The sequence below is a fragment of the Butyrivibrio sp. WCD3002 genome, from assembly GCF_000424265.1.
Classification (GTDB): domain Bacteria; phylum Bacillota; class Clostridia; order Lachnospirales; family Lachnospiraceae; genus Butyrivibrio.
The window spans coordinates 47060-68048 of record NZ_AUJO01000007.1 but is presented as its reverse complement, the minus strand read 5'-3'; the positions used below and the strand labels follow the sequence as shown (position 1 = coordinate 68048).

At 43.4% G+C, this 20989-nt stretch carries 20 protein-coding genes; all 20 read right to left on the bottom strand.

Annotation, left to right across the window (positions count from 1 at the left end; genetic code table 11):
• Nucleotides 1–6 precede the first annotated feature (6 nt).
• On the bottom strand, nucleotides 7–789 hold the full coding sequence (locus G608_RS0109650) for a ParA family protein (RefSeq protein WP_026495857.1): 783 nt from the start codon (nucleotides 787–789) through the stop codon (nucleotides 7–9).
• Nucleotides 777–1028, bottom strand: a complete 252-nt coding sequence (locus tag G608_RS0109645; protein WP_022762244.1) for a DUF6462 family protein — start codon at nucleotides 1026–1028, stop codon at nucleotides 777–779. The genes G608_RS0109650 and G608_RS0109645 overlap by 13 nt, the downstream gene beginning before the upstream one ends.
• Before the next feature lie 2 nt (nucleotides 1029–1030).
• Nucleotides 1031–1396, bottom strand: coding sequence for a DUF6462 family protein (locus G608_RS20705; RefSeq protein ID WP_022766300.1), 366 nt, complete (start codon nucleotides 1394–1396; stop codon nucleotides 1031–1033).
• A 256-nt stretch (nucleotides 1397–1652) separates the two neighbouring features.
• On the bottom strand, nucleotides 1653–3218 hold the full coding sequence (gene lysS / locus G608_RS0109635; RefSeq protein WP_026495856.1) for a lysine--tRNA ligase: 1566 nt from the start codon (nucleotides 3216–3218) through the stop codon (nucleotides 1653–1655).
• 90 nt (nucleotides 3219–3308) lie between these two features.
• Nucleotides 3309–3788 carry a transcription elongation factor GreA gene (gene greA / locus G608_RS0109630; RefSeq protein WP_026495855.1) on the bottom strand — a complete coding sequence of 160 codons (480 nt, stop codon included), beginning with the start codon at nucleotides 3786–3788 and terminating at the stop codon, nucleotides 3309–3311.
• A gap of 157 nt (nucleotides 3789–3945) precedes the next feature.
• On the bottom strand, nucleotides 3946–4974 hold the full coding sequence (gene dusB, locus G608_RS0109625; RefSeq protein WP_026495854.1) for a tRNA dihydrouridine synthase DusB: 1029 nt from the start codon (nucleotides 4972–4974) through the stop codon (nucleotides 3946–3948).
• Nucleotides 4974–5555 carry a DUF6145 family protein gene (locus tag G608_RS23890; RefSeq protein WP_242829368.1) on the bottom strand — a complete coding sequence of 194 codons (582 nt, stop codon included), beginning with the start codon at nucleotides 5553–5555 and terminating at the stop codon, nucleotides 4974–4976. The genes dusB and G608_RS23890 overlap by 1 nt, the downstream gene beginning before the upstream one ends.
• The gene (locus tag G608_RS0109615; protein WP_026495852.1) at nucleotides 5555–6364 is read right to left on the bottom strand and encodes a type III pantothenate kinase; all 810 of its coding nucleotides are present in this window, start codon (nucleotides 6362–6364) and stop codon (nucleotides 5555–5557) included. Before G608_RS0109615 ends, G608_RS23890 begins: the two co-directional genes overlap by 1 nt.
• 52 nt (nucleotides 6365–6416) lie before the next feature.
• Nucleotides 6417–7244 (bottom strand): biotin--[acetyl-CoA-carboxylase] ligase, encoded by an 828-nt coding sequence (locus G608_RS20695; protein ID WP_051209104.1) that lies wholly within the window; start codon nucleotides 7242–7244, stop codon nucleotides 6417–6419.
• Complete coding sequence (gene argF, locus G608_RS0109605; protein ID WP_026495851.1) at nucleotides 7241–8233, bottom strand: ornithine carbamoyltransferase; 993 nt, start codon at nucleotides 8231–8233, stop codon at nucleotides 7241–7243. The genes G608_RS20695 and argF overlap by 4 nt, the downstream gene beginning before the upstream one ends.
• Before the next feature lie 127 nt (nucleotides 8234–8360).
• Nucleotides 8361–9500, bottom strand: coding sequence for a cell wall hydrolase (locus G608_RS0109600; RefSeq protein WP_026495850.1), 1140 nt, complete (start codon nucleotides 9498–9500; stop codon nucleotides 8361–8363).
• An 86-nt stretch (nucleotides 9501–9586) separates the two neighbouring features.
• Entirely contained in the window at nucleotides 9587–10381 is a 795-nt protein-coding gene (gene proC / locus G608_RS0109595) for a pyrroline-5-carboxylate reductase (RefSeq protein ID WP_026495849.1), read from the bottom strand.
• Between the two features lie 3 nt (nucleotides 10382–10384).
• Nucleotides 10385–11185: a TrmH family RNA methyltransferase gene (locus G608_RS0109590; RefSeq protein ID WP_026495848.1), complete on the bottom strand. Its 801-nt coding sequence runs from the start codon at nucleotides 11183–11185 to the stop codon at nucleotides 10385–10387.
• A gap of 10 nt (nucleotides 11186–11195) precedes the next feature.
• A complete protein-coding gene (gene nagA / locus G608_RS0109585) occupies nucleotides 11196–12329 on the bottom strand; it encodes an N-acetylglucosamine-6-phosphate deacetylase (RefSeq protein WP_026495847.1) in 1134 nt (377 codons plus the stop codon).
• 57 nt (nucleotides 12330–12386) lie between these two features.
• Nucleotides 12387–13358, bottom strand: coding sequence for a GNAT family N-acetyltransferase (locus G608_RS0109580; RefSeq protein WP_026495846.1), 972 nt, complete (start codon nucleotides 13356–13358; stop codon nucleotides 12387–12389).
• Nucleotides 13359–13464: 106 nt separating this feature from the next.
• Nucleotides 13465–14433: a 6-phosphofructokinase gene (gene pfkA / locus G608_RS0109575; RefSeq protein WP_026495845.1), complete on the bottom strand. Its 969-nt coding sequence runs from the start codon at nucleotides 14431–14433 to the stop codon at nucleotides 13465–13467.
• A gap of 105 nt (nucleotides 14434–14538) precedes the next feature.
• Complete coding sequence (locus tag G608_RS0109570) at nucleotides 14539–18063, bottom strand: DNA polymerase III subunit alpha (protein WP_026495844.1); 3525 nt, start codon at nucleotides 18061–18063, stop codon at nucleotides 14539–14541.
• Nucleotides 18064–18066: 3 nt separating this feature from the next.
• On the bottom strand, nucleotides 18067–19803 hold the full coding sequence (locus tag G608_RS0109565; RefSeq protein WP_026495843.1) for an ABC transporter ATP-binding protein: 1737 nt from the start codon (nucleotides 19801–19803) through the stop codon (nucleotides 18067–18069).
• Nucleotides 19804–20060: 257 nt separating this feature from the next.
• Nucleotides 20061–20378: a LiaF transmembrane domain-containing protein gene (locus G608_RS20690; protein ID WP_051209101.1), complete on the bottom strand. Its 318-nt coding sequence runs from the start codon at nucleotides 20376–20378 to the stop codon at nucleotides 20061–20063.
• Nucleotides 20371–20976: a hypothetical protein gene (locus G608_RS0109555; protein ID WP_026495842.1), complete on the bottom strand. Its 606-nt coding sequence runs from the start codon at nucleotides 20974–20976 to the stop codon at nucleotides 20371–20373. Before G608_RS0109555 ends, G608_RS20690 begins: the two co-directional genes overlap by 8 nt.
• Nucleotides 20977–20989 lie beyond the last annotated feature (13 nt).

Sequence of the window (20989 nt, the reverse complement as noted above, 5' to 3'; positions counted from 1 at the left end):
CCCCCTTCATGAATTATCTGCGACAAAATCTGTAAGTTCACTATAGGCACTTGCCACCTTGCCTTTTGGATCATATTCATATATGCTTTTACTCATAGCAGATGTTTCACTTGCTCTGATTGATAGCGGAATCTCTGTAGGAAGGACTCGAAGGCTTTTGCCATATACTTCATTAACCTCTGCAATAATTTCCTTAGCATAGTTGGTTCTCTTATCAACCATAGTTAATAGAATTCCTTCAATCTCAAGCTTTGAATTAAGTCTGCGCTTTACTGTATAGATGGTCTTAAGCAGTGCCTGAAGACCCTTTACAGGAAGAAATGCTGCGGCACAGGGTATGAGGCAAGTGTCAGCGCAAGCAAGTGCATTTACGGTCATAACACCCAGAGATGGCATGCAATCAATGATGATGTATGAATACTGGTCCTTTATCTTTTCCACATAATCCCTAAGTACCAGTTCTCTACTCATTACGTTTACAAGTGATACCTCTGCAGCGGATAATCCGATATTTGAAGGAAGAAGATCTACGTTCTCGCTGTGGTGCATGATAGCGAAACATTCCGGAATATCTTCCTCATTAACAATCTTCTCGATAACATCAACGATAGTGAGTTCAAGGCTGTCCGGATCCTTATATCCCATGCAGATAGAAAGACTCCCTTGTGGATCGTTATCAATTAAAAGTACCTTATGCCCCTTGTTAGCAAGTCCTATTCCAAGATTCATTGCAGTTGTGGTTTTAGCTACCCCACCTTTCTGATTAGCGATTGCGATTACTTTGCACATACTTTTTTCCTCCCATCTTTTCCATTTTTTCTTAAGTAGTCCTCAAAGATTGCCCTGTTTATGAGAACTTTTTTATGAAGTTTGTAAAAGGCACCGGACCTGTCTGCCACACGAGTAACTGCCCTGTAGCTCATCTTGTAGTAATCAATGGCCATGTTGTAGGTGATAAAACTTCTCTGGGCAAACAGAATATCTTCATCATCAATCTGATCAGAGAACATCCATATTGTTCCGAACATATTCAGCCCTCTCTTTCTTCCAAAACTTTTTTCTCCCGATTACCATTTGTTTGATACATTCCTGCAGGCTGGTGGAATCTCTCAAGATACTCATCAAAGATGTCTCTGTTGATCAGAACGGTTCCTTCTCTCCTGTAAATCGCTCCCGCCTGGTCTGCCATCTCAAGAATTTTCTTGTGCTCAAGGCTGTAAACAATTTCTGCATCCCTATATCTGAGCCACTTTTTCCTCAAGGTACGCATCACTACTTTTTCCTGGACTATAACTTCCCGGTTAAATGGACTGTTTTTCTCATTCTCATTTTCAAGTTCGCCAACGTAATCACGGTTATCATCAAAATACGGTCTGTCTTCTTTTTTTCTTTTCATGTATGATGTCCTCCTTATTTTTTATGTGCTGAAGAACCATCCATGAATTAGCCAACAAAAAAGAGCTACTTCTTAGAATTTTGTTTTCTAAAAAGTAACTCTTATAACCTTTTGTAAAGTTATCGAAAAAAAGTTTTCTGTTTTTAACGGTGCGCCTCTGAGCGCATCTACAAACCTCTAAATTCATCTCCCGTTTGTCAGGAGTTTGTCAAAATGCCATTCCTTATCTCAAAAACCCTCATGAATACTGGGCTTATCACTTCATGGACTTAAGTGTCGGGAAGAGCAGAACTTCCCTTATATTAGCGCTATTCGTTAACAGCATACAAAGTCTGTCGATACCATAACCGATGCCGCCGGTGGGGGGCATGCCGATCTCAAGGGCGTTTAGGAAGTCTTCGTCTGTGTGCTCTGCTTCGTCATCGCCTGCTGCCGCATTGGCATCCTGTGCTGCGAAACGCTCACGCTGGTCGATGGGATCGTTAAGCTCTGAGTATGCATTGCACATCTCCCATGTGTTGATGAAGAGCTCGAAACGTTCAACCTTCTCAGGATCTGAGGGCTTTTTCTTGGTAAGAGGTGAAATAGCGATAGGATGATCCATGATAAATGTAGGCTGGATCAGCTTCTCCTCGCAGAACTCCTCAAAGAAGAGATTGATGATATCACCCTTGGTGTGACGATCCTCAAATTCAACGTGATGCTCTTTAGCAATAGCCTTAGCTTCTTCGTCTGTCTTAACTGCATCGAAGTCAACACCTGCGTACTTCTTGATGGCTTCGTTCATTGTAAGGCGCTCGAAGGGCTTACCCAGGTCGATGATATGATCACCGTAAGGAACCTGTGTTGTGCCGCAAACCTTCTCAGCAAGGTAACGGAACATGCTCTCTGTGAGCTCCATCATTCCTTCATAATCTGTATATGCCTGATAAAGCTCCATAAGTGTGAACTCAGGATTGTGTCTTGTATCTGTACCTTCGTTTCTGAATACACGTCCGATCTCGAATACTCTCTCAAGTCCGCCTACGATAAGTCTCTTAAGATAGAGCTCAAGTGAGATACGAAGCTTTCTCTCCTCATCAAGTGCATTGTAATGTGTGAGGAAAGGTCTTGCAGCTGCACCGCCGGCATTCTCAACCAGCATAGGTGTCTCAACTTCCATGAAGTCTCTTGCAGCAAGGAAGTTACGGATCTCCTGAATGATCTGTGATCTCTTGATGAAAGTTTCCTTAACCTCTTCATTCATGATGAGGTCAACATAACGCTGTCTGAAACGAATCTCTGTATCTGTAAGTCCGTGGAATTTCTCCGGAAGGGGCTGCAGTGACTTGGATAAAAGAGTCAGCTCCTTAACATGAACAGAAATCTCACCTGTCTTAGTTCTGAAAGCAAAGCCCTTAACGCCGATGATATCGCCGATATCCATCTTCTTAAATGCAGCGTAGGAATCGTCGCCAAGATCGTTTCTTGAAACGTAGAGCTGCATACGGCCTGACTTATCCTGAAGGTTTGCAAAAGATGCCTTACCCATAACACGTTTGCTCATCATACGACCTGCAAGAGAAACGATTTTCTCCTCAGGAATCTCTGAAAGCTCAGGAGTGATCTGCTTACCCTCTGCGTCTGTCTTGGGTACAACTTCAAGCTTATCGAAGTTATCTCTGATCTCCTGTGCGTGATGTGTCTGATCATATTTTACGATCTGGAAAGGATCGTTACCTGCTGCCTGAAGGTCAGCAAGCTTCTCACGACGTACTTTCTTAAGCTGGTTAATATCTTCTGTCTTCTGGTTCTTTTGATTATTCTGCTGATTCTCTGCCACTTCTTTTTCCTTCTTCTAAACAAAAAACTATAGTTACAAAAGTATTGGGGACAAATTACATCGTCCCCAATACACTAATACCATCTCAGATTACTTACGAACAATTCCTAATACCTTGTACTGGAAAACTCCCATAAGTGTCTCTGCATCAACGATGTCGCCAACCTTTGCTCCGATAAGAGCCTTACCAACAGGTGACTCGTTACTGATCTTGCCCTTAAGGCTGTTAGCCTCTGATGAACCAACGATGCTGTATTCAATCTCTTCGTTAACTTCCATATCAAGAAGTCTAACCTTACAACCTACGTTAACCTTGTTGATATCAACATCTTCATCGATAACAACTTCTGCGTTCTTGAGTATCTTCTCAAGCTCCTCGATACGAGCCTCGATGTCGCGCTGCTCATCTTTAGCTGCATCGTACTCAGCATTCTCGGAAAGGTCACCCTGCTCACGAGCTTCTTTGATTTTCTCAGCTACTTCTGAACGTCTTACTACCTTGAGTTCATGAAGCTCGTCTTCATAAGCTTTAAGACCTTCGTAAGTAAGAATGTTTTTCTTCTCTTCCATTTTTATAACTTCCCTTCTTAAAATCGGACCGCCATCTGCGTCCGTGATATACGAGTTTATAGTCCAAAGTATTATATATGTATATGCATAAAAAGTCAAAATTATTTAAAATTATGAGAATCGCACCACATTAAGCAGTGCGATCCAATAGTTATTTTCATGATTCTATTTTAAATATCTCCGCACAGGCTTTCTTGAGAGAATCCATGTCGTCCATCTGATTGATTGCTGCGCGGAACTTTGCTGACCCCGGAAGCCCTGTGGTATACCAGGCTACATGCTTTCTCATTTCACGAATTCCTATGTACTCGCCCTTATACTTAAGTTGCAGATCCGCATGCCTGATAACAGTTTCATACATTTCCTTAAGAGAAGGTCTTGGCACTGCCTCCCCTGTCTCCAGATATGAAATGACCTCTCTGAAAATCCAGGGATTACCTTCAGCAGCCCTTGCAATCATTACGCCGTCGCACCCGGTTTCTTCTATCATTGCCTTTGCGCTTGGTCCGTCTGCAACATCTCCGTTACCGATTACGGGAACCCTTACAGCTTCCTTTACTCTGCGGATTATGTTCCAGTCAGCCTTCCCGCTGTAATACTGCTCTCTGGTTCTTCCATGGACAGCCACTGCGGATGCACCGCCCTCTTCTGCTGCCAGCGCACATTCAACTGCGTTGACGCTTGATTCCGTAAAACCTTTTCTTATTTTAACGGTCACAGGTCTGTCTGTTTCGTTTACCATTGCCGCTACAATTTTCTCTATAAGCTCAGGTTTTTTCATGAGAGCGGAACCTTCACCGTTGGATACAACCTTTGGCACGGGACATCCCATGTTTATATCAAGGATGTCGTAGGGTCTGTTAGAAATTATTCTTGTGGCCTCTGCCATTATCTCAGGTTCACTTCCAAAAAGCTGCAGCGATACCGGATGCTCTGACGGATGTATCTCCATCATCATACCGGTGTTTTTATTATTGTAGGTTATGGCCTTGCCGCTTACCATCTCCATGCAGACAAGTCCTGCTCCCATCTCATTGCACAAAAGCCTGAATGGCAGGTCCGATACTCCTGCCATGGGACCTAAGATAATATTGTTTTTCAGTTCCACATCACCTATCAAAAGCGGATGAAGATAATCATTATATTTTACACTTTTATCCCGAAAAGCATTAAAGTGTCTTTGCATTACTCATCATCCTCACTTAAGATAGCGCTGACATCCTCATGAAGGATCATGGCTCTGTAGTACATCTGAAGTGCCTCAAAGAGATCCTGTCTCTGTCTTCTGACTTCACCAATAAGAAGTCCTGCGCTTATCTCATCATAGGTGATATCATCTTCATCTCTTGTGGTCTCCATTGTAATGGTTCCGTCATCCTCAAACTCGATTGTGAAAACACCACCTGCTTCCTGAGTAAAAAGCACAGATATAATGTGCAGCTCCTTCTGGATACTTTCAGGAATCTTCTTGAAAAGAGGATTAAAATAATACTTCATCTCATACGCATTTGCTCCGCAGAGGATGATCCTTCCTCCTGCTGATACGCTGCCAAGAGAGCCGTCTTCAGTCACCACCTGGATATCTGATACCTCTTCGCCTGTTTCTGCATTGGTGATCTTACCTGTTTCTTTATTTATGATAAGTCTTCTGCCCTCAGGCTTTTTACCGTCAAGTGTCTCTGAATGAGGTTTATTCTCATCACCTACGCTCTCTGAATCACTGTAAACTTCTCTTGTTTCTTTTTCTTCAAAATTTTTATTACTCATTACTCTTCTGCCTCTGTAAACCCTTCATTATGCGGCTTGTTGCGCTTGTTCTTTTCATAAATAATACGAAGCCCGTGTATAAGAAGGTTAGGTTCATAGATATCTATCTCCTCAACTTCTTCTGATATCAGTCTTCCAAGGCCGCCTGTTGCGACAACCTTTATATCGTCCCTGCCAAGCTCTCTTTTCATTTCGGAAATTATGTACTTGGTCTGACCGATCTGACCATACACAAGTCCTGCCTGCATGGAGCTTATGGTCTCCTGAGCAAGGATACTGTCAGGCTTTTTGATCTCTATCTCAGGGAGCTTTGCTGTATCCTGCCACAGCGCCTTTGCTGAGATTCTGATTCCGGGACTTACTACACCTACTGAAAACTCAGCCTTTTCATCGATATAAACGTATGTAGTAGCTGTTCCAAAATCTATAACAATCACAGGTCCGCCATACATCTCATAAGCAGCAACAGCACCCACCACAAGGTCAGGACCGACCTCTGCAGGATTCTTTGTCACAATCTTGATTCCTGTTTTGATGCCGGGGCCCACAATATATGGCTGCTTTCCAAGGTACTTTACCATGGCGTTAACAAGAGCGTGCATCACATTGGGAACTACGCTTGATACGATTATTCCCTGTATCTCCGCCCTGTCTATGCCGTTATTTCGAAGCATCGCGATAAGGTTATTGCCATACTCATCTGATGTATGAGCCGTCTGTGACATCATACGAAAAGAAGCAACTATCTTTTGTCCCTTTAAAACACCAAATGCTATATTAGTATTTCCAACATCAACTGCCAGTAACATAGCTATCTCCCATCTGCAATTTATTCGTATCTGAAACTATTGGTAAAAGCTCCTATACATATCCGTAAAGACCTCTTACGCTTACTTCTCCTGCGATTATCTCTTCACTATCGCCATTTTCATTTTTTATTAAAAGAGCTCCCTCTTTATTTATTCCAAGGGCAACAGCTTCATATTCTCCCTTTGGATCAAGGATTTTGACTTTACTATCTCTGTTAAGAAGTCTTTTCTCGTATTCATCCTTAAGGAGTGATAAGTCACATCGCTCTACATATCTTGCATAATTCTCTTCAAAATATTTCATACAAAGAGCTATGAGCTTTGATCTGTCCAGCTCTTTTCCTGTTTCTGAAAAAACAGAGCCGGCCATATCCCTGATCTCTTCTGCAAAAAGGTCAGATGGCTGATTTACGTTTATGCCGCAGCCTATCACCACGAAGTACTCTTCGCTACCCGGCATCATGTGAAGCTCTGTAAGTATACCGCAGATCTTCCTTTTGTTTAAGACGATGTCGTTTGGCCATTTGATGCCTGTTCTTACATCATCACTTACACCTGCAGCCGTCATAGCTTTATCTAAAGCTTCGGATACAGACAGCGCCATAACAAGCGTAAGACCTGATACCTTATCCATAGGGATCTTGGGCCTAACCATTAGGCTCATGAAAATATTGTGACCTGCAGGACTTATCCAGCTCCTGCCTCTGCTGCCTCTGCCAGCATCCTGCCTGTCTGCTACAGCAAGAAAACCGGAGGCTCTTCCTTCATCACCTGCTGCCTTGGCTATATTGTTGGTGGAATCGATCACAGGATAAAACTCCAGGTCTCTTCCCACATAATCCGTATTAAGCGCAGCTTCTATTGTTCTTTTATCCATCATTTTCTAACGACCGTTGCATACATTACTGCCTTTATGGTATGCATACGATTTTCTGCCTCTTGAAAAACTATTGACTGCTCGGACTCAAAAACTTCGTTTGTAACCTCCATCTCATCAAGTCCGAATTGTTCCTTTATCTCTCTTCCGATTCCTGTACCAAGATCATGGAATGCAGGAAGACAATGCATAAATACTGCCTTATCTCCGGCATTTTCCATAACCTCTGAGGTTACAGCATAGGGCTTAAGATCAGTTATTCTCTCTTTCCAGATATCTGCAGGCTCGCCCATTGACACCCATACATCGGTTGCTATTACATCTGCGCCTTTTGTAGCAGCCATAACATCCTCAGTATTCTCAATGACAGCACCCGTCTCTTTTGCTATATCCTTACAGGTATCGATAAGCTCTCTGCTCTGCCAGTATTTCCTTGGAGCACATGAAACAAAGTGCATTCCCATCTTTGCGCAGGCAACCATAAGTGAATTACCTGTGTTATATCTGGCATCACCCATGTATACCATTTTTATACCCTTAAGATGTCCAAAATGCTCCCTGATAGTAAGGAGATCTGCAAGCATCTGTGTGGGATGGAACTCGTTGGTAAGTCCGTTCCATACAGGAACCTTGGAATACTTCGCAAGCTCGTCAACTATCTCCTGTCCAAAGCCTCTGTATTCTATTCCGTCGTACATGCTTGAAAGCACGCGGGCTGTGTCTGCGATGCTCTCCTTCTTACCAATCTGTGAGCCCGTAGGATCAAGATAGGTGGTTCCCATACCAAGGTCATGTGCGGCAACTTCAAATGCACAGCGGGTACGAGTACTTGTTTTCTCAAATATCAGAGCAACATTTCTGCCTCTGAGCTCATCATGAAGAATCCCCTTTTGTTTTTTCTCCTTAAGCTCAGCTGCAAGATCCAGCATGTACTCAATCTCTTCCGGTGAAAAATCCAACAGTTTCAAAAAATCTCTTCCCTGTAAATTGATTGCCATTATGTACCTCCCTCGGTATACAAGCCAAAAAACATTATGTCATTAAATAGATTAAGCCCGATCGCAGCAAATCTGCCACGGTCAGGCTTTATTGTATCAATTTATTTTGTTATTTTCAAACTTACCAGAATACATGAGCTCCGATAACAATTCCGTCATGTCCGCCGGCACGTCTGAAGTGTGTGCATCCGCCTACATTGGTCTCACCCGCAAGAGCTGCATTGGCTGCCTGGATACAACTATCAGGAACATTACCTGCATAAACTCTGTCAACTGAACCATTAAGTGCAGGAGTAAACTGACCTGATGCATAAATTACACCTGAGATGGTGTTTGCATAAGCACCACTCTTAACACGGTTCATAACAACCGCACCTACAGCAACCTTTCCTTCATAGGGCTGGTTACCTGCTTCGCAGTAAATAAGTGCTGCAAGAAGTCTTGCCTCATCAGCGCCTGCTGCAACAGCACCTGTATTCTTTGTAAGCTTAGCCTTCTTAGCTGCTTCTTCAGCCTTGCGCTTAGCTTCTGCTTCCTCGCGAGCCTTGATCGCAGCCATGGTCTCGCCTTCGTCGATTCTGAAATCGGTCTCTACATATTCAGCCTGAACATAACCAGTTTCATCGTTATAATCTACGCTGATCCAACCGTTTCCAAGATCCTCTATCATCTCTACAAATCCATGATTTGTAATAACACCCAGAACCTCTGCATCCTCGTCAGCTTCCTTACGGATTCTGAGAGCATCTTCTTTACTGGATACAAGCTGCACACCAACATCCTGTGCAAGCTCTTCTGCCTCTTCACCAAAGAGGAGATAATCGTCCTTGGCCCAGCCAACCAGATCTCCTGATTCAAGCTTGGTCCAACCGTCCTTTTGTTCTATAATCTTACCACCACAGTCCTTGTAAAGAACTCCGAGCTTCTCTGCATCATCTTCAGGCGATACTCTGATGTTCATTACCTGTGATACGTTTGCCATTACGAGTCTGGAGTCGTCCTCCTCTTCGTACTCTTCCTCTTCATCAGCTTCTTCAGGCTGACTGTTGATTGCGGATGCAACATCCTGCGCTTTTGCAACATCCTCTTCCGAGATTTCTGTAACATCGGTGGGGTTCAATATGTTACCGATACCCACATCGTTGTTATTCAAGGCATTTAATGTTCTAGCCTCTGCCGTAATGCCGGTGGAAGTTCCGAATAATAGGATTGCCAGTGTAAATGCGGAAATTCCCTGCATTAACGCGTCCAACTTCTTCATATTTTTTGCTTCCTTTTTAAGTTTGTTACGCAATTGTTACTGCAAAACTTTTCATATTGTAACAAGCCGAAGCAATATTGTCAAATTTAGAGCTCTTTACTCCTCAGTATTGCTGCCTCCACAGCGTCCATAACAATGCCTCTAAAGCCAGATTCTTCCATTACTTTCACCGCTTCGATGGTTGTTCCTGCAGGGGAGCATACCATGTCCTTAAGCTCGCCGGGATGCTTGCCTGTCTCAAGGACCATCTTGGCACTGCCAAGTACTGCCTGAGCAGCGAACTCATAGGCCTGCTTTCTGGGCATTCCCCCAAGGACAGCAGCATCTGCCATTGCCTCTATGAAAAGGAATACATAGGCAGGTGAAGAACCGCTGACACCTGTAACAACATCCATCATGTTTTCAGGAACCACATTGGCTGTGCCGCAGCTTCTGAAAATATCCAGCGCAAGGTTTAGATCAGCGTCGTTACAAAGACTGTTAGGGCAGATTGCAGCACACCCCTCACCTACGAGTGCAGGTGTGTTTGGCATGACTCTGATAATCTTTACATCCTTTTCAAACTCTTTGGATATCCACTCCAGTGTTTTACCGGCAGCGATACTGATTATAAGCTTATTCTCATTGATATCATCCATGATGTCAGCGATGGCAACCTTAAGAAACTGAGGCTTTACCGCAAGTAGAATTACATCTGCTTCCCTTGCTACATCAGCATTGTTGTCCTTAACCTGAATCTGAAACTTCTTCTCAGCCTTTTCTCTTGCTGCTTCTAAGGGATCAGCCCCGATGATATCCTGAGGATCAAAGATGCCCTTTGAAATGATTCCGCCAATAAGGGCCTTTGCCATGTTTCCAAGTCCTATTACTCCGATTGTCATACCTTAATTCCTCCTTTGTCTTGCTGCTTCAAAAGTAAGCACCGCCGCTGATACAGCAGCATTCATCGATTCAACTCTGCCAAGCATGGGAATAATCACGTATTCTGAGGCTGCATCTGCTGCCTCTTTTGTCAGACCATTCCCTTCATTACCTATCATAAAAGCACATGGGCCATGGTAATCTATCTCATCATAATTCTTTGTCCCCTTGAGATGAGCTGCATATGTGGTTACTCCATGCTCTTTTTCAAGGGTTTTAACTGTATCCGGAATAGAATCCGCATAAATAAAGGGCATTCTGAAAATAGCTCCCATTGTGGATCTGACAACCTTGGGATTATACACATCTGCCATATCAGAGCTCATTATTATTCCTGTTACTCCCGCACCTTCACCTGTTCTGAACATGGTGCCAAGGTTCCCGGGATCCTGAATATTTTCAAGTATCAGGAGCATGGGATTATCCCCAAGCATATCTGTCAATTCCCAACGGGTCTGCTTTACAACAGCAAGTACGCCCTGAGGAGTCTTGGTATCTGCCATTTTTTCCATGACATCCTGTGATACCTCTTCCATGACAGCACTGTCAGATGAGCCTATTTCTTCTATAATATATCTGTCTTCATCAGAGATATTTTTCATAAACTCCGGAGTGACATACAGCTCTCTTAGAAGGTCTACCGGCACCTCTCTGACCATGCGGATGCCTTCTACTACGAAGACGCCGTCTTCTCTCCTTGCCTTGGATTTCTTGCAGTATTCTGCTATTTTCTTAACTCTTGGATTATTTGTACTTGTTATCATATCCCTACCATTATAATCTCCTGCCCCTTAAGACAACTTGCTTAAGCTCATGGCTATTCTTATCGATCAGGAGAAAATCTGCATATTTTCCGGTTTCAATGCTTCCTATCATATCATCAGCCTTAACTGATTTTGCCGGATTAATAGTAGCACACCTGACTGCTATCTCAAAAGGAATTCCAATCTCGTCTGCCGCAGTCATCATGCAGTCAAAGAGGTTGGTAACACTGGCTGCTATTGTTCCATCAGATAAAAGAGCCTTCTTTCCCTTAACAAAAACCTCGTGACCGCCAAGCTCATAGGTTCCATCCGGGAGTCCTGTGGCTCTCATGCTGTCGCTTATAAGAACTACTCTTTCCGCCCCAAGCAGGGTAAAGGTGTTCCTGTCAATGCTGCCATGGTGATGCACTCCGTCAGTTATAAGCTCTGACATGCACTCCTTATCATCGATTGCTGCTCCGACAGGTCCCGGAGCCCTGTGCAGATACGGTCTCATGGCATTATAAAGGTGTGTCACATGATGGGCACCAAGCCTCATGGCTTCAAGTGCGGTATCGTAGTCACAGTCTGTGTGGGCTACGGAAATTATGAATTCATCCTTAAGCTCTTTTATAAATTCAAAAGCTCCCGGCCTTTCCGGCGCGATGTCCACAAGCTTTATCATACCTCCGCTTCTGTCATTCATCTGCCTTACAAAATCCGCATCAGGATCGCAGATATCGGAAAGCTCCTGTGAACCTTTCTTTTCGGGAGAAATAAAGGGGCCCTCCATGTTTATTCCGATAAAATGTCCTGCATCCTTTGCCGCAGCTTTCCTTATATCCATATACTGCTTTGTGGCATCTGCAACCCTCAAAAGCTTTTCCTTTGGCACTGTCATGGTGGTGGGACAGATAGCCGTTACACCGCAGGATGCCTCAAATTTAAGGAAATCCTCTATAGACTCCGCAGTAGCATCGCAGAAATCACTGCCCATGCAGCCATGCACGTGAATATCCACAAGTCCCGGAATCACATAGCAGCCGCTTGCATCTATTACCTCTTCGTCAGATGATTTTTCAGAGAAAAGCTCACCCTCCGTAAAAATATCCTTTTTCGTAAAGCTGTAATTTTCGTCAAAAACAAGTCCGCCTTCAATTTTCATACGTCTAAACTCCTCTATCATTGCAGCACATACAACAGCGCCAGTAACCTGCCCTGTTTACTTAAGGCTTAGGCTACCTGCTCTGAATGCTCTTTCCTTATGAAAACCATATTTTCCGTAAAAATCCACAAGTCCTGTCCAATCAATGCAGGTTTCTCTGACGCCCTGCTCTCTTAATCCGATAAGGGCCTTTGTGAGGATGAGCCCGCCAAGCTTCTTTCCTCTGACAGAGCTTCCGATTCCTATTGGCCCAAGTCCGCCGCTTCTGTCAGCATCCCCATAGTCATGGGTCATTGAAAAGCCCACCACATCACCGTCGCTTTCCTGTATCAAAAGAAATACCTGCTTTAGGTCTCCGCCTGTTTTAATATACTGATCGATCTCAAAATGCCATCTGTCAGGAAACTCCCTAAGCAAAAAGCCAAGAACCTTATCGGCATCCTGAGGCTCCATCCTCTTTACGTGATAGCCAACGCATTTTGAAGCATCAAATTCATCGGGAACAAAGTTCTCCTGCATATTTGCAGACATATCATAGTGATCCTTTTCCCCAAGTATAAAGCCTGCCTTTTTAAAGAACTCCTTCTTTGCATCATCCGGTGCAGGGATTCCTGAAAACAGATTCCGAAACTCCATGCCAAGAACAACTTCCTTTATGCCAAGCTCCTTCGCCTTTTTAACAGAAGCATCAAGGAGCACCGAGCCGACACCGCAGCCCCTGTATTCTTCGCGAACTGCCAGCATGGTGATCCACATGGTATCAGATAATACTTCCTTCTCATAATCCTGTGAGAGCTTCGTTATGATAATTCCCGCAGCACGAACTACACCGGCTTCTTCTACTTCATATATAAAAGAAGCTTCGCTGCAATAATCCGCATCTCTCACTGTATTATCAAGTATTCTCTCATCAGAGAACCATTGGAATTCCTTTGGAAAATTTTTTCTGTAAAGCTTTAGAATGTTAGAATCATCGTTACTTTCAATTGCTCTTAGTCTGCCGTTTAACGTACTCCTTTTTTCATCCATTAGCTTTCCCCCTTTGCACTTGGATTACTTCTGCCTTAATTGTGTAACCTATGATATAGAAAACTCCCTCCGGAAAATTCCGAAGGGAGCAATAAGCAAATGTAGATTAGAGAATCTTACTGATCTCATACTGATATTCGTTGATAGACTTCTTCATTGCAAGAGCCTCATCGATATCGTAGTCAACAAACTGACCGTTTCTGTAAGCAACTACGCGGTTTGTCTTGCCTGCTGTAAGAATATCAGCTGCATAGCATCCCATCATGGAAGCATATACACGGTCTTTACAGGTCGGGCTACCACCACGCTGCATGTAACCAAGGATAGAAGCTCTGGTCTCAAGTCCTGTAGCAGCCTCGATACGACGTGCCATGGAAGCTGAGTGTCCGATACCCTCTGCGTTAAGGATAATGTGATGTGTCTTACCCTTCTTACGGTTATCAATGATGTTGTCGATGATTCTCTGCTCATTGAAGTCGTACTTCTCAGGAAGAAGGATATCATCAGCACCGTTAGCGATCGCGCACCAAAGTGCGATGTAACCAGCGTGACGTCCCATAACCTCAACGATACTTACACGCTCGTGTGAAGAAGATGTATCTCTGATCTTATCAATAGCGTCCATCGCTGTATTTATAGCGGTATCAAAACCGATAGTATAATCTGTACAAGCTATATCAAGGTCGATAGTACCGGGAATACCAATTGTGTTGATTCCCTGCGCTGAAAGCTTCTGAGCACCTCTGTAGGAACCGTCACCACCGATAACTACCATGCCATCGATACCATGCTTTCTGCAGATCTCGGCACCTTTCTTCTGACCAGCCTCGGTTGTGAACTCCATACATCTAGCAGTTCCAAGGATTGTACCGCCTCGCTGAATAATATCAGCTACGCTTCTGCGGTCCATGTCATAGATCTCTTCATTAAGAAGTCCCTGATAGCCCTTCTTAATACCCTTTACCTTAAGACCGTTTGCAAGGGCCTTTCTTACAACTGCACGAATTGCTGCGTTCATTCCCGGAGCATCACCACCACTGGTAAGAACTCCAATTGTTTTTATCTCTTTTGCCATAATCGGTATTACCTCTTTGCCTAAAAAATATTCTCTTTTTACGTTTATTATATTATCGCAATTTTTTTTCAACTGCAATATCTGTGAGGCTCTAAACCTAAGAATTTAGACAATCTTTACGTTTGCTTCACCAAATATTCCGTTTAGGCTCTCAATCGTCTCATCATCGGCCTTGATATTGCTCGAAGAAGGCAGCTTTTTAATCTGTTTGGTATCCTTAAGATATATGGCAACACTGTCCCTTGCACCGGGAACCTTTTTCTTTGCATCAAGAAGCCCGTCAAGAGCACCTTTCTTGGCTTCATAGTCACTCATATCCGCAAACTGGATCCATACAGTTCTTGGAATTTCATCGAACATAGTGATTTTTGAAGCTATGAGCTTAGCCTCTTTATCCTCCTCTGCCGATACTCTTCCCTGTATGAAAACCTTGGCGTCCTGACTAAGTCTGCCTGCATTACCCTCATAGGTCTTGGGAAATACGATTACTTCCACACTTCCTACAAGATCCTCCAGAGTAATAAAGGCCATAAGCTGATCATTCTTGGTATATTTCGTTGTTTTATCTGCTATTAAACCGCCGATGGTTACTGTCTGACCATCCTTAATGGACGGCATACCGGTATCTTCGTCGATATAAAAATCCGTGGTTGTGGCTGTAATGTGCTTTTTCCACATAGCCTCGTATTCTTCGAGTGGATGGCCGGATACATAGATGCCAAGAACCTCTTTTTCAAATTCCAGTATCATATCCTTTGGATACTCGCCAACATCCGGAAGCTTTATCTCAAACTGCTCCTTAACCTCCTTCGGCGCCAGATCAAAGAGCGACATCTGTCCTGCAAAGCTGTTCTTATTGCGGTCGTGGAGCTGATCCATCATTCTTGCATATACATGCATGAACTGCTTTCTGGTTCCTCCAAGGCTGTCTAACGCACCTGCCTTTATGAAATTCTCAACAGCACGCTTATTTACATCTCCTGACTCGGTCATACGCTTAAGGAAATCGTCCAGATTTCTGAATTTTCCGCCCACTTCGCGCTCTCTGACTATGCTTTCAATTATAGGTCTTCCGACACCCTTTATAGATGTGAGAGCGTATCTAATGGCCTTGCCCCTGTATCGCTCATCCTTGCTCTCATCGTCATCTGAATATCTTGCAACGGAGAATCCGGAAAAGCCCTCGTTTACATCAGGAGGCAGGATATCTATTCCCATACTTCTGCAGGTCATAATGTAATAGGATACCTTTGCCTGGTTATCTATGACAGAGGTCATAAGGGCTGCCATAAATTCTACAGGATAGTAGTATTTAAGCCAGGCTGTCTGCATGGCAACAACTGCATAGCAGGCTGCATGAGACTTGTTAAATGCGTACTTTGCAAAATCCATCATGGAATCATAAATCTGGTTTGCGACAGCTGAATCAATTCCCTTGGAAACGCAACCGGGAACGCCTTCCTCGGCATTACCGTTTACGAAGTTTTCCCTCTCTACCTCCATGACATGCTGCTTTTTCTTACTCATGGCTCTTCGAACAAGGTCCGCTCTTCCAAGTGTATATCCGCCAAGCTTCTGCACTATCTGCATAACCTGCTCCTGATATACGATACAGCCGTAGGTAGGAGAAAGAATTGGCTCAAGCAGGTCTGTTGAATATGTAATATTCTTTGCATCTTGTTTTCCCGCTATATATTTGGGGATAAAGTCCATAGGGCCGGGACGATACAAAGAAATTCCCGCTACAATATCTTCAAAGTTCTGGGGCTTAAGCTCCTTCATGAAAGAGGTCATTCCCGCACTTTCAAGCTGGAACACACCTTCACAGTGTCCGCTTCCTATGGCATCAAAAACCTGAGCATCATTATAATCAAGACTGTCTATATCGATGTAATTGGGATCACCCTTCTTTGCACCGTTGGTCTCATTGGCAAATCTGGCTGCATCCTTAATTACAGTAAGGGTCCTAAGTCCAAGGAAGTCCATCTTAAGAAGGCCCAGCTCTTCAATAGTGGTCATTGTAAACTGGGTTGTGATATTTCCTTCAGCAGATCTTGAAAGAGGCACCAGATCCTCTGCAGGAGCAGAACAGATAACAACGCCCGCTGCATGGATTGATGTATGTCTGGGAAGTCCTTCAAGCTTCTTACACATATCTATCAGATGATGAACCTGGGGATCTGTGTCATAAAGCCCTCTAAGCTCAGCATTCATGGAAAGTGCCTTTTCAAGATTCATTCCAAGCTCAGCAGGAACCATCTTTGCAAGATTATCTCCTGTACTATAAGGAAGATCCAGAACTCTTGCCACATCCCTGATAACACCCTTGGGCTGCAGTGTACCGAAGGTGATGATCTGAATAACCTTGTCTGCACCGTATTTCTCAGTAACGTAATCTATTACTTCCTGTCTGCGCTCGTACTCAAAGTCCACGTCTATATCGGGCATGGACACACGCTCAGGGTTAAGGAATCTCTCAAATAGAAGATCATACTTAACAGGGTCAATGTTTGTAATATGCATGCAGTATGAAACAACAGAGCCTGCTGCCGATCCACGACCCGGACCAACTGCTATGTCATTCTCTCTGCAGTAGTTGATATAATCCCATACAATAAGGAAATAATCCACATATCCCATCTTCTGAATTACGGAAAGCTCATAGTCGAGCTGTTTTCTGATGGTACCGTCATCCTCGGGATATCTCTCATTTAATCCGTCGATACAAAGCTTGTTTAAATATGTCCAGGAATCATAGCCTTCAGGAACATCATAGTGAGGCAGCTTAGTTACGCCAAACTCAATTTCCACGTTACATCTGTCGGCGATTTTCTGCGTATTATCTATCGCATCCTGCGCATACTGGAAAAGAAGCCGCATCTCGTCTTCGCTCTTGACGTAGTACTGACCGCCTTCGTAACGCATTCTGTCCTCATCGCTTACCTTTTTGCCTGTCTGAATACACAAAAGAAGATCATGTGCCTCTGCATCATCAGCATAGGTATAGTGGCAGTCGTTGGTTGCAACAAGGGGGATATCCAACTCTTTACTAAGAGCCATAAGGACAGGGTTCACCCTCTGCTGCTCAGAAATTCCATGGTCCTGAAGCTCAAGGAAAAAGTTACCGTGACCAAAAATCTCGTCATACCTTCTGGCTGCTGCCCTCGCCTCCTCTATATCGCCTCTTGATATAGCCTTGGGAATCTCACCTGCAAGGCAGGCGGAGAGACAAATAATGCCTTCATGAAACTCCTGCAAAACCTCAAGATCCACGCGTGGCTTATAATAATATCCTTCCGTAAAGCCTCTGCTGACAATATGGGAAAGATTCTCATATCCCTTGTTGTTCTCCGCAAGAAGTACCAGATGGTAGTATCTGTTCTCACTTACCCCTGTCTCCTTCTCAAAACGTGAACCGGGAGCCACATAGACCTCGCATCCGATGATGGGCTTTATCCCCGCATCCAGCGCAGCTTTATAAAAATCGATAACGCCGTACATGACACCGTGGTCCGTGATGGCTCCGGCCGTCATGCCTAGCTCCTTTATTCGTTTTACATATTCCTTAATTTTGTTAGATCCATCCAGAAGTGAATACTCTGTATGGACATGCAAATGTGCAAATGACATGTGTTACGCCTCTCCTACCTGCATCCTGTAATACTTTGCATAGATTCCGTTCTTTTCAAGAAGAGTCTTGTGATCGCCTTTTTCCTGTATTCCGTCAGAATCAAGAACTATTATCTCGTCGGCATTTCTAATAGTAGAAAGTCTGTGAGCTATGGTAATTGTGGTCCTTCCGGCTGAGAGCTTATCAAGTGACTGCTGAATATATTTCTCTGACTCGTTGTCCAGCGCACTTGTGGCTTCATCCAGTATCAGAATAGGCGGGTTCTTAAGGAAAACTCTGGCAATTGATATTCTCTGCTTCTGACCGCCGGAAAGCCTTGTACCTCTCTCTCCGACTCTGGTGTCATAGCCATTTGGAAGAGATGAGATAAACTCGTCAAGATCGGCCTTCTTTGCAGCTTCTTTTATTTCCTCAAAGCTTGCGCCCTGTCTGCCATAGGCGATATTCTCTCTTATTGTTCCATTAAAAAGATACACGTCCTGCTGTACAATACCAATGACACCTCGAAGAGATTTCTGTGTAAGATCCCTTACGTCATTGCCATCGATTTTTACAGCTCCCTTATCTACATCATAAAATCTTGGAAGAAGCGAGCAAAGTGTGGACTTTCCGCCGCCTGAAGGGCCCACAATCGCCACCTTTTTTCCTGCATCCACATGAAGATTTATATGACTGAGAACTCTCTCCTCGCCCTCATCATAGGAAAAAGAAACATCCTCATAGTCTACTGTTCCGTCGCACTCAGTGATTTCCTTTGCATCAGGCTTATCCTGAATCTCAGGCACAACATCCATAACTTCCCTGAATCTCTGGAAGCCTGCTGCCCCCTTCTGAAGCTGCTCGGTGAATTCAATGAGCACATTAACAGGAGCTATAAATACATTAATATAAAGAGCATAAACCGCCAGGTCCTCCACAGACAGAGTTCCCTTTGCAATGAAAAGACCTCCAAAAACAATAACTGCAATATACATCAGTCCTTCAAAGAAATTATTTCCTGACTGAAAAAGAGCCATTGTCAGGTAGTTAGCTTTCTTTGACTCAAGGAATGCCTCGTTGCTCTCATCGAATTTTGCCTTCTCGATATCCTCTCCCGTAAAGGACTTAACCACGCGGATTCCGCCAAGGGTATCCTGAAGTGAAGAGTTGATACCTGCTATCTTTTTTCTGTTATCAAAGAAGGTCCTTCTCATGATTCCGTTTTGTCTAAAGGAAAAGACCGCCATGCATGCCACGATAACCGCAAGTATAAGGGTCATCTGCACATTCATTGTCATCAAAATAATGAAGGAACCTGCCAGTTTTACTACCGATATAAAAATATTTTCAGGGCCGTGGTGTGCCAGCTCCGAGATATCAAAAAGGTCAGACACCAGCTTACTCATCATCTCGCCGGTATTATTTTTGTCGTAGTAGGAAAAAGAAAATCTCTCAAACTGATCAAAGAGATCCCTTCTCATGCCGGACTCCATCCTTGCTCCCATCATGTGTCCCTGATAGGTTACATAATGCTTACAAAGTGACCTTACTGTATACATAATAAGAAGTCCGATCGCCAGCTTTATTACTCCTGCTACTATTTTCTCCGGTGTATCAAGGAAAAGCGTCTCTCTAAGCACCCTTAGGAGCTGAGGAAAAACCAAATCTATAAGGGACAAAATAGATGCCGCCACAAGATCAAGCAAAAATACGCCAATATAGGGTTTATAATATGGTACAAATTTTTTAAGTAAATCCATGCTGTTAATTACCTCTTTTTCAAGTCAAAACCATGTTTGATACTGCTTCTTCGCAGCAAATTTAATTTTGTAAAAAATCACTGTCACCTATCAAATATACCATGTTTTTCCAACTAACTGTTACGTCTTTTATAAAATAAGAAACCTTCCGTTAAGGGCTGAAATTCGTTTTATCCTCAGTCCTAAATCAGAAGGTTTTCTCTAAATATTTATCTGCAATTTATTCAAAAATCTCTCTGTCTCTCATTTTGCAGCTCTCAGCCTGAATGAAACTGTCCCCAGCCTGCCTTCATGCACATATCCGCAAAGGCCATCATCATTGAGAATAATCCCATAATGATTATCATAAAAGCCCCGGCTTTATCATAAACGAAATTTTGATAATACTTATTTGATAAAAGAATTTCTATTCCTAAAGCAATCAGTATTAAGGGCCACATAGTAAGAATCCATTCATAGGTGAAAAGATTAAAGGCCGTATGTAAAATGAAGAGAATACCAAAGCCCACAAAGCACAGCCCTGTTGTGATAGTTCCTACACGGTGAACCCTTACATTATAACTGTTCTCAGGCATCCTTTCTCTCTCCTTCCTGTGGTATCGGCTGACTTATCTGCATAGAGTTATCTGTAAGATATAAGGTCTTCTTTTTTCCAATTATCAGCTTTATTCCCACAATTACGATGACAACTGCGACAACCAGCTTAGGGAATGAATATAAAAGATGCAGAATGTACGCAGCACCGCGACTATTTGCCATGGAAAGTGCTTCCTCCAGGTATTCACTTATAGGATTCCATACAAGATCCCAAATTACAGCCATGCCACCAAGTATCAATACCCATGCACCTATTGTACGGGCGGTTCCGGAGCTTATCTTAAGTCCTTTTCCATCCACAAGCTCGTTCCAAAAATAGTCATCCTCAATATTTATAAACAGCTCCGGTCTGCAGGAAGTCAGATTTCTTGCATGGAAAAATCCGTAAAACCACATAAGAAGCGGCACTACAAGAAACAGATCACTAAGATCAAAAAAGGCGATAAGCCCAAAGCTGATCATAAAAACACTCATCATGCTAAATCCCATTTTGGTAAATCCCATGTACATCTCAGATGCACCCGGCAAAAACGCACATATAAAATTGAAAAAACCTCTCTTTTGTACTGGTCTCATATTTATTCCTCCA